This is a genomic window from Streptomyces sp. NPDC052687 (assembly GCF_040678395.1).
In the GTDB taxonomy this organism is placed as follows: domain Bacteria; phylum Actinomycetota; class Actinomycetes; order Streptomycetales; family Streptomycetaceae; genus Streptomyces.
Window position 1 is genome coordinate 1 of sequence record NZ_JBFATR010000003.1, and the last position, 14,373, is coordinate 14,373.

General features: G+C 71.4%; 16 protein-coding genes and 1 riboswitch. Of the genes, 7 read left to right on the forward strand and 9 right to left on the reverse strand.

Annotation, left to right across the window (positions count from 1 at the left end):
• Window positions 1-338: 338 nt before the first annotated feature.
• Window positions 339-1,736 carry a trehalose-6-phosphate synthase gene (locus AB0K92_RS04780; RefSeq protein WP_365919424.1) on the reverse strand — a complete coding sequence of 466 codons (1,398 nt, stop codon included), beginning with the start codon at window positions 1,734-1,736 and terminating at the stop codon, window positions 339-341.
• Between the two features lie 71 nt (window positions 1,737-1,807).
• Complete coding sequence (locus AB0K92_RS04785) at window positions 1,808-2,752, reverse strand: glucosyl-3-phosphoglycerate synthase (RefSeq protein WP_165999942.1); 945 nt, start codon at window positions 2,750-2,752, stop codon at window positions 1,808-1,810.
• A 148-nt stretch (window positions 2,753-2,900) separates the two neighbouring features.
• Window positions 2,901-3,057, forward strand: a riboswitch (SAM riboswitch).
• Between the two features lie 18 nt (window positions 3,058-3,075).
• Between AB0K92_RS04785 and thrC the strand changes: the two genes are divergently transcribed.
• The 5 genes from thrC to AB0K92_RS04810 all read left to right on the forward strand — a co-directional run bounded on the left by thrC (window position 3,076) and on the right by AB0K92_RS04810 (window position 8,517).
• Window positions 3,076-4,389: a threonine synthase gene (gene thrC, locus AB0K92_RS04790; RefSeq protein ID WP_365919426.1), complete on the forward strand. Its 1,314-nt coding sequence runs from the start codon at window positions 3,076-3,078 to the stop codon at window positions 4,387-4,389.
• Window positions 4,386-4,664 (forward strand): MoaD/ThiS family protein, encoded by a 279-nt coding sequence (locus AB0K92_RS04795; protein WP_165999938.1) that lies wholly within the window; start codon window positions 4,386-4,388, stop codon window positions 4,662-4,664. The genes thrC and AB0K92_RS04795 overlap by 4 nt, the downstream gene beginning before the upstream one ends.
• A 398-nt stretch (window positions 4,665-5,062) precedes the next feature.
• On the forward strand, window positions 5,063-5,266 hold the full coding sequence (locus tag AB0K92_RS04800) for a cold-shock protein (protein WP_004986573.1): 204 nt from the start codon (window positions 5,063-5,065) through the stop codon (window positions 5,264-5,266).
• A 326-nt stretch (window positions 5,267-5,592) separates the two neighbouring features.
• Entirely contained in the window at window positions 5,593-7,215 is a 1,623-nt protein-coding gene (groL, locus tag AB0K92_RS04805; RefSeq protein ID WP_165999936.1) for a chaperonin GroEL, read from the forward strand.
• A 171-nt stretch (window positions 7,216-7,386) separates the two neighbouring features.
• Window positions 7,387-8,517 (forward strand): NADH:flavin oxidoreductase, encoded by a 1,131-nt coding sequence (locus AB0K92_RS04810; RefSeq protein WP_165999934.1) that lies wholly within the window; start codon window positions 7,387-7,389, stop codon window positions 8,515-8,517.
• Window positions 8,518-8,576: 59 nt separating this feature from the next.
• Here AB0K92_RS04810 and AB0K92_RS04815 read toward each other — a convergent pair whose 3' ends face one another.
• The 5 genes from AB0K92_RS04815 to AB0K92_RS04835 form a co-directional block, all read right to left on the reverse strand.
• A complete protein-coding gene (locus tag AB0K92_RS04815; protein ID WP_165999933.1) occupies window positions 8,577-9,146 on the reverse strand; it encodes a hypothetical protein in 570 nt (189 codons plus the stop codon).
• A gap of 88 nt (window positions 9,147-9,234) precedes the next feature.
• The gene (locus tag AB0K92_RS04820) at window positions 9,235-9,510 is read right to left on the reverse strand and encodes a type II toxin-antitoxin system Phd/YefM family antitoxin (RefSeq protein WP_365759216.1); all 276 of its coding nucleotides are present in this window, start codon (window positions 9,508-9,510) and stop codon (window positions 9,235-9,237) included.
• Between the two features lie 34 nt (window positions 9,511-9,544).
• Window positions 9,545-10,411 carry a hypothetical protein gene (locus tag AB0K92_RS04825; protein WP_365919430.1) on the reverse strand — a complete coding sequence of 289 codons (867 nt, stop codon included), beginning with the start codon at window positions 10,409-10,411 and terminating at the stop codon, window positions 9,545-9,547.
• A 217-nt stretch (window positions 10,412-10,628) separates the two neighbouring features.
• Window positions 10,629-10,835 carry a DUF397 domain-containing protein gene (locus AB0K92_RS04830; protein ID WP_365919432.1) on the reverse strand — a complete coding sequence of 69 codons (207 nt, stop codon included), beginning with the start codon at window positions 10,833-10,835 and terminating at the stop codon, window positions 10,629-10,631.
• Window positions 10,819-11,658 carry a helix-turn-helix transcriptional regulator gene (locus AB0K92_RS04835; protein ID WP_365919434.1) on the reverse strand — a complete coding sequence of 280 codons (840 nt, stop codon included), beginning with the start codon at window positions 11,656-11,658 and terminating at the stop codon, window positions 10,819-10,821. Before AB0K92_RS04835 ends, AB0K92_RS04830 begins: the two co-directional genes overlap by 17 nt.
• A 112-nt stretch (window positions 11,659-11,770) precedes the next feature.
• Between AB0K92_RS04835 and AB0K92_RS04840 the strand changes: the two genes are divergently transcribed.
• Window positions 11,771-12,019 carry a hypothetical protein gene (locus tag AB0K92_RS04840; RefSeq protein WP_365919917.1) on the forward strand — a complete coding sequence of 83 codons (249 nt, stop codon included), beginning with the start codon at window positions 11,771-11,773 and terminating at the stop codon, window positions 12,017-12,019.
• Window positions 12,020-12,023: 4 nt separating this feature from the next.
• On the opposite strand, the gene murQ is transcribed toward AB0K92_RS04840, so the two are convergent.
• A complete protein-coding gene (murQ, locus tag AB0K92_RS04845) occupies window positions 12,024-12,959 on the reverse strand; it encodes an N-acetylmuramic acid 6-phosphate etherase (protein WP_365919436.1) in 936 nt (311 codons plus the stop codon).
• A gap of 53 nt (window positions 12,960-13,012) precedes the next feature.
• A complete protein-coding gene (locus tag AB0K92_RS04850; RefSeq protein WP_365919881.1) occupies window positions 13,013-13,930 on the reverse strand; it encodes a MurR/RpiR family transcriptional regulator in 918 nt (305 codons plus the stop codon).
• 55 nt (window positions 13,931-13,985) lie between these two features.
• Here AB0K92_RS04850 and AB0K92_RS04855 point away from each other — a divergent pair, with 55 nt between their 5' ends.
• Window positions 13,986-14,369, forward strand: coding sequence for a hypothetical protein (locus tag AB0K92_RS04855; RefSeq protein ID WP_365919438.1), 384 nt, complete (start codon window positions 13,986-13,988; stop codon window positions 14,367-14,369).
• The last annotated feature ends 4 nt before the right edge of the window (window positions 14,370-14,373 follow it).

The window sequence follows — 14,373 nt, forward strand, 5'->3', positions numbered from 1 at the left end:
CCCCGGGGGCCGTGCCGCCGGGCGGCCCACGTGCCGGCCATGGCATCCGCCGCGCCGGGCGGCCGCAGACCGCCGCGTCCCGGTGGCTCGGCCGTGGCCTGGGCGCGTCGGCGGCGGGCCGGCGCGGCGCGGCCAGGCTCTTCGGATGTCCCGCTCGTCAGGCGGCCGGCTCTTGAGCCCCGGCTCGTCGGGCGGCCGGCCTCAGAGCCCTCGCCCCGTCCGGGCCTAGGGCCCCAGGCCCCCGCCCTGTCAGCCTCCGCCGCGTGACGGCGTTCCGCCCTCTCAGCCGTCCCGGCCGGGCAGGGTCCTGCGTCCTGCCGGGCCGTCAGGCAGGGGTGTCAGTTCTGCTCGTTCGTCAGGGCCGTCAGCTGGTCCAGGAACCACTGGGCCGGGGGGAGGGCCGTGGCCGCTGCGGCCAGGTGCTTGGTGCGTTCGGCCCGTTCCGCGGGGGGCAGGGTGAGGGCCTGGTGGAGGGCGTCCGCCGTGCCCACGATGTCGTACGGGTTCACCACGAGCGCGTCCTCGCCCAGTTCCTCGAAGGCGCCGGCCTCGCGGGACAGGACCAGGGCGCAGCCCTCGTCGGAGACGACCGGGACCTCCTTGGCGACCAGGTTCATGCCGTCGCGGATGGGGTTGACCAGGGCGACGTCGGCCAGGCGGTAGGCGGCGAGGGAGCGGGCGAAGTCGTCCTCGACGTGGAGGACGACGGGGGTCCAGCCGGGGGTGCCGTACTCGTCGTTGATCTCCGTCGCCAGGCGCTGGACCTCGGCGGTGTAGTCGCGGTAGACGGCGAGGTCCTGCCGGGAGGGGTAGGCGAAGGCGACGTGGACGACGCGTTCGCGCCACTCGGGGTGGTCGGCGAGGAGCTGACGGTAGGCGAGCAGGCCGCGGACGATGTTCTTGGACAGTTCGGTGCGGTCGACCCGGACGATCGTCTTGCGGCCCTCGCCGATCTCCGCGCGCAGCGCGGTCATCCGTTCCTCGACGTCCGCCTCGTGCGCGCGCCGGCGCAGGAAGTCGGCGTCCGCGCCGAGCCCGTGGACCCCGATCCGGGTGGAGCCGAGCCCGCCCGCGAACGCCTCGCAGCACGCGGTGAACGCGTCGGCCCAGCGCCGGGTGAGGAACCCGAGCCGGTCCGCGCCGAGCATCCCGCCCAGCACGGCGCGGGCGATGTCGTCCGGGAGCATCCGGAAGTACTCCGGGGGCGCCCAGGGGGTGTGCGAGAAGTGGCCGATGCGCAGGTCGGGCCGCAGCTCGCGGAGCATCCCGGGGACCAGCACCAGGTGGTAGTCCTGCACCAGCACCGCCGCGCCTCCGGCCGCCTCGGCCGCCAGCGCCTCGGCGAAGGCCCGGTTGTACGTCTCGAAGGACGCCCACTGGCGGCGGAACTCCGCGTCGAAGACCGGCTCCAGCGGCGTCTGGTACAGCATGTGGTGGACGAACCACAGCACCGAGTTCGCGATCCCGTTGTACGCGTCCGCGTGCACGTCGGCCGGGATGTCCAGCATCCGCACGCCGTCCTCGCCGATCCCGCGGCGCACCGCCTCACGGTCGCCGTCACCGAGCGCGGAGCACACCCACAGCGCGCCCGCGTCGGGCCCGATCGCCGACAGACCCGACACCAGCCCGCCGCCGCCCCGCTTGGCGTGCAGCGAGCCGTCGTCGCCGATCCGGTAGGAGACCGGGCCCCGGTTGGAGGCCACCAGTACCTGTGCAGCACCTGACGTCGAAGCCATGGTCCTCAACCTAGCCCGACCCCCAACCGCTCAAACGTACGGTTCGGCCGTATACAGGCGGTCCGACCGGGTCACGCCACCCGGCGGGCCGCGTACTCCGCGATCTCCACCATCGGCGGGCGCTCCACCGTGTCCACGCAGTACGTCCGCGGCTCGAAGCCGTCCCCGACCCGTTCGAACTGGGTCAGCGACGGCCGCACGAGATGCGCGCGCGCCAGCCGCAGCTGGGCCGTGCGGTAGATCGCCGCGGCCATCCGCCCGAGCGCCTGCCCGTCCTGGTGCCGGTGCTTGCGCACCCCGACGTCGACCTGCGCGAGCGCGTCCAGGCCGACCAGGTGCAGCGCGTCGACCAGCATCCCCAGCTCCACGCCGTACCCGACGGGGAACGGCAGCTGTTCCAGCAGCGAGCGGCGGGCCGCGTACTCGCCGCCGAGCGGCTGCACGAAGCCGGCCAGCTGCGGCCAGTGCATGTTCAGCAGCGGGCGGGCCATCAGCTCGGTGACCCGGCCGCCCTGCCCGGCCGCGTTGCCCAGCGGGCGGTCGTACATCGCCTTGACCAGGTGCACGTCCGGGTCGGTCAGCAGCGGGCCGACGATGCCGGTGACGAAGTCGGAGGAGAAGTCCCGCAGATCGGCGTCGACGAAGCAGACGAGGTCACCGCGCGTCACGAGCAGGGACCGCCACAGCACCTCACCCTTTCCGGGGACGGCCGGAAGCCGCGGCAGTATCTCGTCGCGGTGAACGACCCGGGCGCCCGCGGCGGCGGCCACCTCGGAGGTGCGGTCGGTGGAGCCCGAGTCCACGACGACGATCTCGTCGACCAGCGGCACCTGCCGCACCAGGTCGCGGCGGATGACGGTGACGATGTCGCCGACCGTCTCCTCCTCGTTGAGCGCGGGCAGCACGACGCTCACCGTCTGGCCCGTGGCGCGTTTGGCGGCCAGGATCTTCACCAGCGGGCGATCGGCCACGGACCAGGAGCGGGTGTTCAGCCAGCGCTCGACTTCTTCCAGCACGGTCTGCGGCTCCTCACTGTCGGGATTCCTCTGTGATCCATCTCGCGGTTCGGACGACTATCTCAACTGTCCTGGCCTTCGGTTACAGTCATGGGCAACGCGGATGACCATCGCATGTCCGGGGTCGCCGCCGCTGACAACCACATACAGCTCATCCAGAGGGGCAGAGGGACACGGCCCGATGAAGCCCCGGCAACCCTCCAGCCGGTCTCGTAGATCGTTGTTGATCATTTTCGCGAGGCTCCCCGGCTAGGGAAGGTGCCAAATCCGTCTCACGGCGAAGTGCGTCGTGAGGAAGATGAGGAGAAAGGGCCTCGCCTCACATGGCTGTGCAGACTGTTGCAAGCACCACCGATTCCGCTGCCGCCGCTTCGGCGGACACTTCCACCGTAGACCTCGGCCCCGCCGCCGCGCTCTCCTGTCGTGAGTGCGGGCACCGCGTCCCGCTCGGCCCGGTCTTCGCCTGCGAGGAGTGTTTCGGCCCGCTGGAGATCGCCTACGACTTCTCCGCGTACGACGCCGAGGAGCTGCGCCGGCGCATCGAGGCGGGCCCCGCGAACATCTGGCGGTACGCGCCGCTGCTCCCCGTCCCGGCCGACGTGGCGGACAAGCCGAACCTGAACCCGGGCTGGACCAAGCTCGTCCAGGCCGACAACCTGGCCCGCGCGCTGGGTGTCGAGGCCGGGAAGCTCTTCGTCAAGGACGACTCCGGCAACCCGACCCACTCCTTCAAGGACCGCGTGGTCGCGCAGGCCCTGGAGGCGGCGCGCGCCTTCGGCTTCACCACCCTGTCCTGCTCCTCCACGGGCAACCTGGCCGGCGCCGTGGGCGCCGCGGCGGCCCGCGCCGGCTTCCGCTCGTGCGTGTTCATCCCGCACGACCTGGAGCAGGGCAAGGTCGTCATGGCCGCGGTCTACGGCGGCGAACTGGTCGGCATCGAGGGCAACTACGACGATGTGAACCGCTTCTGCTCCGAGCTGATCGGCGACCCGGCGGGCGAGGGCTGGGGCTTCGTCAACGTCAACCTGCGGCCGTACTACGCGGAAGGGTCCAAGACCCTGGCGTACGAGATCTGCGAGCAGCTGGGCTGGCGGCTGCCGGACCAGATCGTGGTGCCGATCGCCTCCGGCTCCCAGCTCACCAAGATCGACAAGGGTCTTCAGGAGCTGATCAAACTCGGACTGGTCGAGGACAGGCCGTACAAGATCTTCGGCGCGCAGGCCGAGGGCTGCTCGCCGGTGTCGGCGGCGTACAAGGCGGGGCACGACGTGGTCCGGCCGCAGAAGCCGGACACCATCGCCAAGTCGCTGGCCATCGGCAACCCGGCGGACGGGCCGTACGTCCTGGACATCGCCCGGCGCACGGGCGGCGCGGTGGAGGACGTCACCGACGAGCAGATCGTCGACGCGATCAAGGTGCTGGCCCGCACGGAGGGCATCTTCGCGGAGACGGCGGGCGGCGTGACGGTCGGCGTGACCCGCAAGCTGATCGAGAGCGGCGTCCTCGACCCCACGAAGACCACCGTCGTGCTGAACACCGGCGACGGCCTGAAGACCCTCGACGCGGTGGCCGGCACGGGACTCACCGCGACGATCCGTCCGAACCTGGAATCCTTCCGAGAGGCTGGCCTCGCATGAGCGTGACCGTTCGCATCCCCACCATCCTGCGCACCTACACCGGCGGGCAGGCCGAGGTCACCGCCGAAGGGGCGACCCTCGCCGAGGTCATCGCCGACCTGGAGAAGAACCACACCGGCATCGCCGCCCGCGTGCTGGACGACCAGGGCAAGCTGCGCCGGTTCGTCAACGTGTACGTCAACGACGACGACGTCCGGTTCGAGCAGGGCCTGCAGACGGCCACGCCCGACGGCGCGGGCGTTTCGATCATTCCGGCGGTCGCGGGCGGCTGCTGAGTTCGCCGCTGTCACACACTGTTCATCGAATTGCCCCCACCGTGAGAGATGCGGAGGGGGCAATTCCATGTGGTTGAGCGCGGTAGAGTTGGGGAACCCGCTCCGCTTCGCGAGATGGAGCTGCGTCGAGATGCAGCCAAAATCAGCGGGCCTTTTGCGCCTTTCGTTCCTTATGCCGGGCCCGACTTGCCCGGAATTCGGGTGAATTCTCCGTAAATAACCGATCACCGGTGCCCGGATTTCTCGTCCGATTGACCTGTTGCAGACGGCAGTTGGACAGATACATTCAGCCGCGGTCGACGCGTTCCGGCGCACGCCCCCGCTGACTGGGGGGCGAGGTCTGACCCGGATCCGCGAAGTGTGGATCTGTGCAAGGGCCAGTAATAGGGGAGTTAGGCATGGCTCAGGGCACCGTCAAGTGGTTCAACGCGGAGAAGGGGTACGGCTTCATCGCGGTCGACGGTGGTGCGGACGTCTTCGTCCACTACAGCGCGATCCAGATGGACGGGTACCGCACCCTGGAAGAGGGCCAGCGGGTCGAGTTCGAGATCTCGCAGGGTCAGAAGGGCCCGCAGGCCGACATGGTTCGCGTCACCGCCTGAACAGCTGTTGCGAAGGGCTCGCACCGCACGCCGGTGCGAGCCCTTCGGCGTGCGCGGGGAGGCGCGCGGGCGCACGGGCGCGGGACCGCGGTTCCCCTGTTCGCCCACCGCTGACTGCCTCCCACTCCCCGAGAGCCGCTTGCACTCGATGGGGGCGAGTGCTAATCATTGGCGTTAGCACTCTGAAGGTGAGAGTGACAACGTAAGGACCGGGTCGGTGAGGCCGCGGGCCGGGTGGGGCAAGGAACCAACCGGCCGGGGCCGTCCGTCGCGGGCGCGGGCGCGGTCCGAAGTAATCACCCCCAGTCCTGGAGGGACCACTTCACATGGCCAAGATCATCGCGTTCGACGAGGAGGCGCGGCGCGGCCTCGAGCGCGGCATGAACCAGCTCGCGGACGCCGTCAAGGTGACCCTCGGCCCCAAGGGCCGCAACGTCGTCCTCGAGAAGAAGTGGGGCGCCCCCACGATCACCAACGACGGCGTCTCCATCGCCAAGGAGATCGAGCTCGAGGACCCGTACGAGAAGATCGGCGCCGAGCTGGTCAAGGAAGTCGCCAAGAAGACGGACGACGTCGCCGGTGACGGTACGACCACGGCCACGGTCCTCGCCCAGGCGCTGGTCCGCGAGGGTCTGCGCAACGTCGCCGCCGGTGCCAACCCGATGGCCCTGAAGCGCGGCATCGAGAAGGCCGTCGAGGCCGTCTCCGGCGCGCTGCTCGACCAGGCCAAGGAGGTCGAGACCAAGGAGCAGATCGCCTCCACGGCCTCCATCTCCGCCGCCGACACCCAGATCGGCGAGCTGATCGCCGAGGCCATGGACAAGGTCGGCAAGGAAGGCGTCATCACCGTCGAGGAGTCCCAGACCTTCGGTCTGGAGCTGGAGCTCACCGAGGGCATGCGCTTCGACAAGGGCTACATCTCGGCGTACTTCGCCACCGACATGGAGCGCATGGAGGCGGTCCTCGAGGACCCGTACATCCTCATCGCCAACTCCAAGATCTCCAACGTCAAGGACCTGCTCCCGCTCCTGGAGAAGGTCATGCAGTCGGGCAAGCCGCTGCTGATCATCGCCGAGGACGTCGAGGGCGAGGCCCTGTCGACCCTGGTCGTCAACAAGATCCGCGGCACCTTCAAGTCCGTCGCCGTCAAGGCCCCGGGCTTCGGCGACCGCCGCAAGGCCATGCTCGGCGACATCGCCATCCTCACGGGCGGCGAGGTCATCTCCGAGGAGGTCGGCCTCAAGCTGGAGAACGCGACCCTGGACCTCCTGGGCCGCGCCCGCAAGGTCGTCATCACCAAGGACGAGACCACCATCGTCGACGGCGCCGGCTCCGCCGACCAGGTCGCGGGCCGCGTGAACCAGATCCGCGCCGAGATCGAGAACAGCGACTCGGACTACGACCGCGAGAAGCTCCAGGAGCGTCTGGCGAAGCTGGCCGGCGGCGTGGCCGTCATCAAGGCCGGTGCCGCCACCGAGGTGGAGCTGAAGGAGCGCAAGCACCGCATCGAGGACGCCGTGCGCAACGCGAAGGCGGCCGTCGAGGAGGGCATCGTCGCCGGTGGTGGCGTGGCCCTCATCCAGGCCTCCTCGGTCTTCGAGAAGCTGGACCTGGAGGGTGACGAGGCGACCGGCGCCCAGGCCGTGAAGCTCGCGCTCGAGGCCCCGCTGAAGCAGATCGCCGTCAACGCCGGCCTCGAGGGCGGCGTCGTGGTGGAGAAGGTGCGCAACCTGACCCCGGGTCACGGCCTGAACGCCGCGACCGGCGAGTACGTCGACCTGGTCGCCGAGGGCATCATCGACCCGGCGAAGGTGACCCGTTCCGCGCTGCAGAACGCCGCCTCCATCGCCGCGCTGTTCCTCACCACCGAGGCCGTCATCGCCGACAAGCCGGAGAAGGCCGCTGCCCCGGCCGGCGGCGGCATGCCGGGCGGTGACATGGACTTCTGATCGGTCCCCGATCGATCCGGTCCTTTCCGAGGGCGGTATCCCCAGTTCCCGCTGGGGGTGCCGCCCTCGGGCGTGTCCGGGGTCACACGGCGGGACGGAATCCGGAACCAGGTGAGCCGGTTATGGATGGTTGCACACGCACATACCACTCGGTACCCAAGGAGCCCTCAGGTGACCGTCACCGCCGACACCCCGGCCGCCCGTGCCGCGCAGATCCTCGCCCGCCCCGTCACGATCAACGAGCTGACCGTCCGCAACCGGATCGTCATGGCGCCGATGACCCGCCAGTTCTCGCCGGGCGGCGTCCCCGGCGCGGACGTCGTCTCGTACTACGCCCGCCGGGCCGCCGCGGGCGTCGGACTGATCGTCACCGAGGGCACCTACGTCGGCCACCCCTCGGCCGGGGAGAGCGACCGGGTCCCGCGCTTCCACGGTGAGGAGCAGCTGGCCGGGTGGGCGAAGGTCGCCGAGGAGGTCCACGCGGCGGGCGGGAGGATCGTGCCGCAGCTGTGGCACATCGGCATGGTCCGCAAGGCGGGGCAGCCGCCGTTCCCCGAGGCGCCCGCCGTCGGCCCCTCCGGGCTGCGTCTGGACGGCACCGAGGGCACCGGCGAGGCGATGACCCAGCGGGACATCGACGACGTCATCGGCGCGTTCGCCGAGGCCGCTGCCGCCGCGGAGCGCATCGGCTTCGACGGGGTCGAGCTGCACGGCGCGCACGGCTACCTCATCGACCAGTTCCTGTGGGCGGGCACCAACCGCCGCACCGACGCCTACGGCGGCGACCCGGTGGCCCGCAGCCGGTTCGCGGCCGAGATCGTCGCGGCGGTCCGCGAGACCGTCTCGCCCGGCTTCCCGGTGATCTTCCGCTTCTCCCAGTGGAAGCAGGACGCCTACGACGCGCGGCTCGCCGAGACGCCGGAGGAGCTGGAGGCCATCCTCACGCCGCTCGCCGCGGCCGGCGTCGACGCCTTCCACGCGTCCACGCGCCGCTACTGGCTGCCCGAGTTCGAGGACTCCGACCTCAACCTGGCCGGCTGGACCAAGAAGCTCACCGGCAAGCAGACCATCACCGTCGGCTCGGTCGGCCTCGACGGCGACTTCATCCGCGCCTTCGCCGGCGAGGGGGCGCCCGTCGGCAGCCTCGACAACCTCCTCGACCGCCTGGAGCGCGACGAGTTCGACCTGGTCGCCGTGGGCCGCGCCCTGCTCCAGGACCCGCTGTGGGCGCAGAAGGTCCTGGCGGGCCGCTTCGACGAGCTGGCGCCCTACGACGCGGCGGCGCTGCGCACCCTGAGCTGACGCCTGACGCCTGACGCCTGACGCCTGACGCCTGACGCCTGACGCCCGACGCCCAGGGGCTACAGGTTGCCCATCGGCTCGATGTCGACCCGCACCGGCGTGCCCCACACGCGCAGCACCTCGTAGTCGGTGAACTCGTGCACGAGCCGGTACGCCGGCGCGGGCCGCGACCCGCGCCGCTGGGCGGTCAGGTACAGCTCGGCCTCCCGGCGGTCGCGGCGCGGCGTCCCGCACAGCTGCCACTCCTGCCCGTTCCACGCCTCGGGCAGCCACCGCTGCTGGGGCTGCGGCCGGTCACCGCGCGTCCCGTACCGGGAGGGCGCGGTGGGGGTGGGCGCGGGCGCCGGGCCGGGTCCGTTGAACTCGGCCCGCCGGGCCGCCCGGCGCCGCGTCTCGCACAGCAGGCACAGATCGGGCGCGGCCTCGTCGACGGGCCCCTGCGGGTGCTCCGGGCAGCGGGTGGTCGGCGCGGCCGAGGTGACGCTCTCCTCCAGCAGGTCCAGGGCGCGCCGCAGGTCGGCCTTGACCTCGTGCAGCTTGGCGTCCGGGGTGTCGGCGGTCAGCGCCTCCCCGTGCTCCCCGAGGAGACGCAGGGCACGGCCTAGGGCGGTGAGCTGGGCGTGGTTCATGGGGCGGGCTCCGGTCCTGTCCTGGGGTCGGTGACACGCAGCCGCCGGAACTCGGCCATGGCATGGTGTTCCCATACCACCGCGTACCTCACGAAGCGGCCTCCCGCCGGTCCTCTTTCTCCAGCTGGGCCATGAACTCGTCGTGGGACATCGACGGGCCGCCCGGGCTCGCCTCTCGGGCCCGCGCTTCAGCGATGTCGGCCTCGTCCCGGAGCCGCTGAAGCTCCTCCAGCTCGCTTATCGGGATGAGCGCGGCGGCGGGCTTGCCGTACTCCGTGATCACGATGTGCTCCTGGCCGTGCCGGACCCTGCCGACCAGTTGACCGAGCTGGTTGCGGGCTTCCACGAGCGGATACGCGTCCATGCGAAAACTGTACACACCTGCGTGTCTGTACTGCTCATGTGAGGACCCTCTCTCGGCGTTGTGCCATCGCGGCGCGGATCTCCGCAGCGTGGGCGTGGACGGTGTCGGCGGGTACCGGCGCACTGGAGCGGGCGGGGGCGCGCTCGCCCCGGCACGCGCCGCACCGGCCTCCCGGCAGGGCTTCCGGCCGGCCCGGCAGGCCGCAGCCCGCGCACTCCAGGACCCGCCGGGGCGGACGCGGCGGGGGCGGCGGCGGCAGCTTCCCCGTGAGCCGGGTGCGCAGCAGCGCGGCCGGGTGGTGCACCGGGCTCGGCAGGCCGCTCGTCAGGGCGTGCCGTACGGCCTCCTCGTCGGCGCCCCGCGCGAACCACTCCGCCACCAGCGGCGCGAGCCGCGCGCACTCGGCCTCGGAGAGGGAGAGGGCGGGGGCGGCGCGGCCCAGGGCCGCGAGGAAGATGTGGGCGCGGGAGCGGGTGGGCCGCGCTCTCGGTCCGGGGTCCGGATCCGGATCCGGTGCGTCCCCTCGCGTGAACGCCGTCCACCAGGCGTCGTCGCGGGCGGTACGGGAGAACCACGATCGGGTGATCCAGCGGGAGCTGCCGTCGTCGGCGGTCACCGCCTCGCGCCCCCTGCGCAAGTGGCCCGCCTGCTGCAGCCGGTTGAGCGCCGTCCGCAGCGCGCACTGCCCGTACGGCAGGTGCTTGGCCAGCGTTTTCACGGAGATGTCGGCGCCGTCGGGCAGCCGGTCGATGTACGCGGCGATGGCCGCCTCGCGCGGCGGCAGGTGCGCGAAGTCGTCGTTCGTGCGCGGGGATTGGCCGGGCGCCGAGCGCTTTCCGTATCCGGGGTTGGACAGGGGGTGCGAGGGCGTGGGGGCGGCACTAAAGTGGGCGTCAGCCATGGGATCGGTCGCTTCGATCTCGTTGGTTAAGCCCCCGCAGGTGTTGGCGCACCGGGCGGGGGCTGTTGCTTGTCTCGGGGAACGCTAGACCCTCGTCACGGTGCGTGGCAAGCCGGATGCGGCACGTCAACTCGCTGGGTGGGAGGGTGGGTTGAGACCCACCACCCATTCCTTGAAAAGAGGGCTCGGGGCTCGGTACTTGAGCTTCGGGGCCCTGTCAGTCCCGCTTCAGCCCGCTGACGAACGCCGTCCACGCCGAGGCTCGGAACACGAGCTTCGGGCCGGTGGGCATCTTGGAGTCGCGGACGGGGATGACGGTGGGGAAGTCGTGGGTGACTTCCAGGCAGTTGTCACCGCCGCCCCCGCTGTAGCTCGACTTGTGCCAAGTCGCCGCGCTCAGGTCGTAGTCAGAGATGTTCCTCATGGGGGTAATCCTGCGCCAACGCTTCCACCAGGGCCAGAGACTTCTCCGGCGACAGCGCCGAGGCGGCCAGGAGATCGAAGGTGAACTTGAGCTGGGCGACCGTGGCGGGGTCGTCCTCCAGTCGTCCGGTGCGCACGCCCTCGTAGTAGACCAGCGGAGGGGCGTCCTCGAACTCCATCAGCTTCAGCGCACCCTGCATCCCCGAGTGCGCGCCCGCGCTGAACGGCATCACCTGCACGATGACGCGGTTGCGGCGGGCCAGGCCGGCGATGTGGTGCAGCGCCTCCGCCATCACTTCCCGCCCACCGGTCTGGCGGCGCAACGCGGCCTCGTCCAGCACCATCCACAACAGCGGTTTTGTTGGATGATCGAGCAGCCGGATCCGCTCCATCCGGCCTTCCACCCACTCGTCGATGGTCGCTTCCGGCACCGTCGGGTCGTACGCGCGGTTCACAGCCCGTGCGTACGCGGGCGTCTGCAGCAGTCCCGGGATCAGGAGCGGTGCGTACTCCCTGATCGCGATGGCTTGAGCCTCGGCCTCCGCCGCTTCCGCGAAGTGCTCGACGTACTTCGACTTGGCCACCGCCCGGCAGTTGCGCTGGAAAAAGCCCTGGGCCCCCAGCACCTCATCCAACAGCCGCGCGTGTTCAGGCTGCATCCGTCGCGTCCCCGCCTCCAGTTGCCCGATGAACGATCCGCTCACGAACAGCCGCTGGCCCAGTTCCTCCTGGCTGAGGCCCGCCTTCTCGCGGGCGTGGCGCAGTTCCGCGCCCAGGAGGGCGCGGGGGGACGACGACGGGTCGAGGTCCTTCGGTCCCGGCATGGCACCTCCCTGTCGTACACCTCGGATTGTTGGGGCGCCCTGTCTGGCCAGGTTAAAGGCGGGGAAGACACGCTGGGTGGTGAATCGGAAACTCAGCGTGGAGGTACGGAGCGTGCGGACGACGGAGGACATCGTGGAGGCGCTGCGGGCGGCACTCAAGGGAGTGGGGGTCGTGCTGCCGTCGCTGCGCGTCGATCCGGTGACGGGGGCGAGTGACGAACCGTTCGCCCTGGTCGACCTGGGGCGCTGCAACGTGCGCACGGCCGAGCATCTGACGGACATCCTGCGGATGGTGCCGTCGAACGACGCGCTGCTGGCCCGGGTGCGGACGATGAACCGGGAGCGCGAGCGGCTCCGGTAGGGCCCTACGCCCGTGCCGCCGCCAGCGCTGCCCGCAGGTGGCCCCGGTGTTCGGTGAGGAGGCGGGCCGCCGTGGGGCCGTCGACGCCCGCGAGGAGGGTCAGGATCGCGTCCTTCACCTCGCCGTTCGCCTCGGTCAGCGCGCGGTCGATCTCCGTGTCGTCCGCCCCGGTGGCGAGGGCGACGATGCGGCGGGAGCGGGCGCGCAGCTTGTCGTTGGAGGCGCGGACGTCGACCATGAGGTTCCCGTAGGTCTTGCCCAGGCGGATCATGGTGATGGTCGAGATCATGTTGAGGACGAGCTTCTGGGCCGTGCCCGCCTTCAGCCGGGTCGAGCCGGTGATCAGCTCGGGGCCGGTGACGATCTCGATGCCGTGGTCCGCGGCGGCGGCCAGCGCGCTGTCCGGGTTGCAGGCGAGGCCGATCGTCAACGCGCCGAGCTTGCGGGCGTGTTCGACGGCGCCGAGGGCGTACGGGGTGCGGCCGGAGGCGGAGACGCCGACGACCGTGTCGTCCGGCCCGAGGTCCAGCGCGTCGAGGTCCGCGCGGGCCAGGTCCGCCGAGTCCTCCGCGCCCTCGACCGAGGTCACCATGGCCTGCGGGCCGCCCGCGATCAGGCCGACGACCTGAGCGGGGTCGGTGTTGAAGGTGGGCGGGCACTCGGAGGCGTCCAGCACGCCGAGCCGCCCGGCGGTCCCGGCACCGGCGTAGACGAGCCGGCCGCCGCGGGCCATGCGGTCGGCGACGGCGTCCACGGCGGCGGCGATCCGCGGCAGCTCCCGCGCGACCGCGCCCGGCACCCCGGCGTCCTCCCCGTTCATCAGGGTCGCGATCTCCAGCGTGGAGAGCCGGTCGATCTCGGCGAGGTCGGGCCGGAAGGCCTCGGTGGTCAGCTGCTCCAGCTGGGTTTGCAGGTCACGGGCGTCGGATGCGGAGGTCATCGGGTGCGGCTCTTTCCACGACGGTCAGGTGGGTGCGTGACGGTCGGCGCGGGTCATCTGCGGTGCCGGTGCGCCAGCGCCTCGTAGGACGCCGACAGGGCCGGGGCCGCCGTGTCGTACGTCCGCTGGGCCACCCCGACGAACAGGCAGTCCACCACGAGCAGCTGGCTCGTGCGGGACGACATGGCCGCCGGGCGCAGCTCCGTCTCGCGGGCGATGGACGTGGTCAGCACGTGGTCGGCGTACTGCGTCACCGGCGAGTTGGCCCGTCCGGTGATCGCGACGGTGGTCGCGCCGCGCTCGAAGGCGACGCGCAGCGGCTCGATGACGTCGCCCGTCGAGCCGGAGTGGGTGATCGCCAGCGCGACGTCGCCGGAGCGGAGCTGGACCGCGTTGGTGACGGCGAGGTGCGGATCGCTGTGCGCGTGCGCTATCAGCCCTATGCGCAGCAGTTTCTGGGTGAGGTCCTGGGCGACCAGGCCGGACGCGCCGACGCCGTACACGTCGACGCGGCGGGCCGCGGCGAGGGCGCCGACGGCCGCGCCGAGCTGGACGGTGTCCAGGTTGGCGGCCGTGTCGGCGAGGGTCTGCTGCTCGTCGTAGGCGAGCTTCGCCACCACGTCCGCGATCGGGTCGTCCACCGCGATGTCGGTGGTGATGGCGGGCGCGCGGCCGGACTGCTGCTGGGCGGCGAGACCGGCCAGGGCCAGGCGCAGGTCGCGGTAGCCCGGGTAGCCGAGCAGGCGGGCGGTGCGCACGACGGTGGCCTCGCTGGTGCCGGTGAGTGCGGCCAGTCCGGTGACCGTGAGGGCGGCGCAGCGGGCCGGGTCGCTCGCGACGGCCTCGGCGACGCGCTGCATGGAGCGGGTCATGGAAGGGGCGAGGGTGCGCACCTTGGCGGCGAGCGCGCTGGGCGCGGGCGGCGTCGCGCGGGAGCCGCCGCCGAAAGTTTCCTTCACTTCCCTGGTCACCATTGAAAGATATTTTCGGCTCGGACTCCCGGTCAAGAGTGCGCACAATAGGGGCATGAACCCCATCAGCCCCCTGGAGCAGGCACTGCACGCGGCGCGTGCCCTCGTGCTGGCCGACCTCGTCGCGGGCCAGGTCGCCGAGGCGGACGTCGTCTCGCTGGTCGAGGACTCCGTCACGCAGCGGCGCTGGTGGGTGGAGCAGTGGCCGGACGGCGCCACGTTCGTCGCCGGGCTGGTCGCCCAGGACGTGCAGGACGCCCTCCTCGACCGGTACGGCCGCTGGCCGCTGTGCCCGGTCTGCGGCTCCGGCGACCCGCACGCCCTCGACGTCGAGCCGGAGCTGGGCCCCGACCCGCACTGGGTGTGCCACAAGGCGGGCGTGAAGGTCGCCTCCATCGGCTCGCTGGGCACGGCGATGGGCGGGACCACCCCGTCGTGAACGG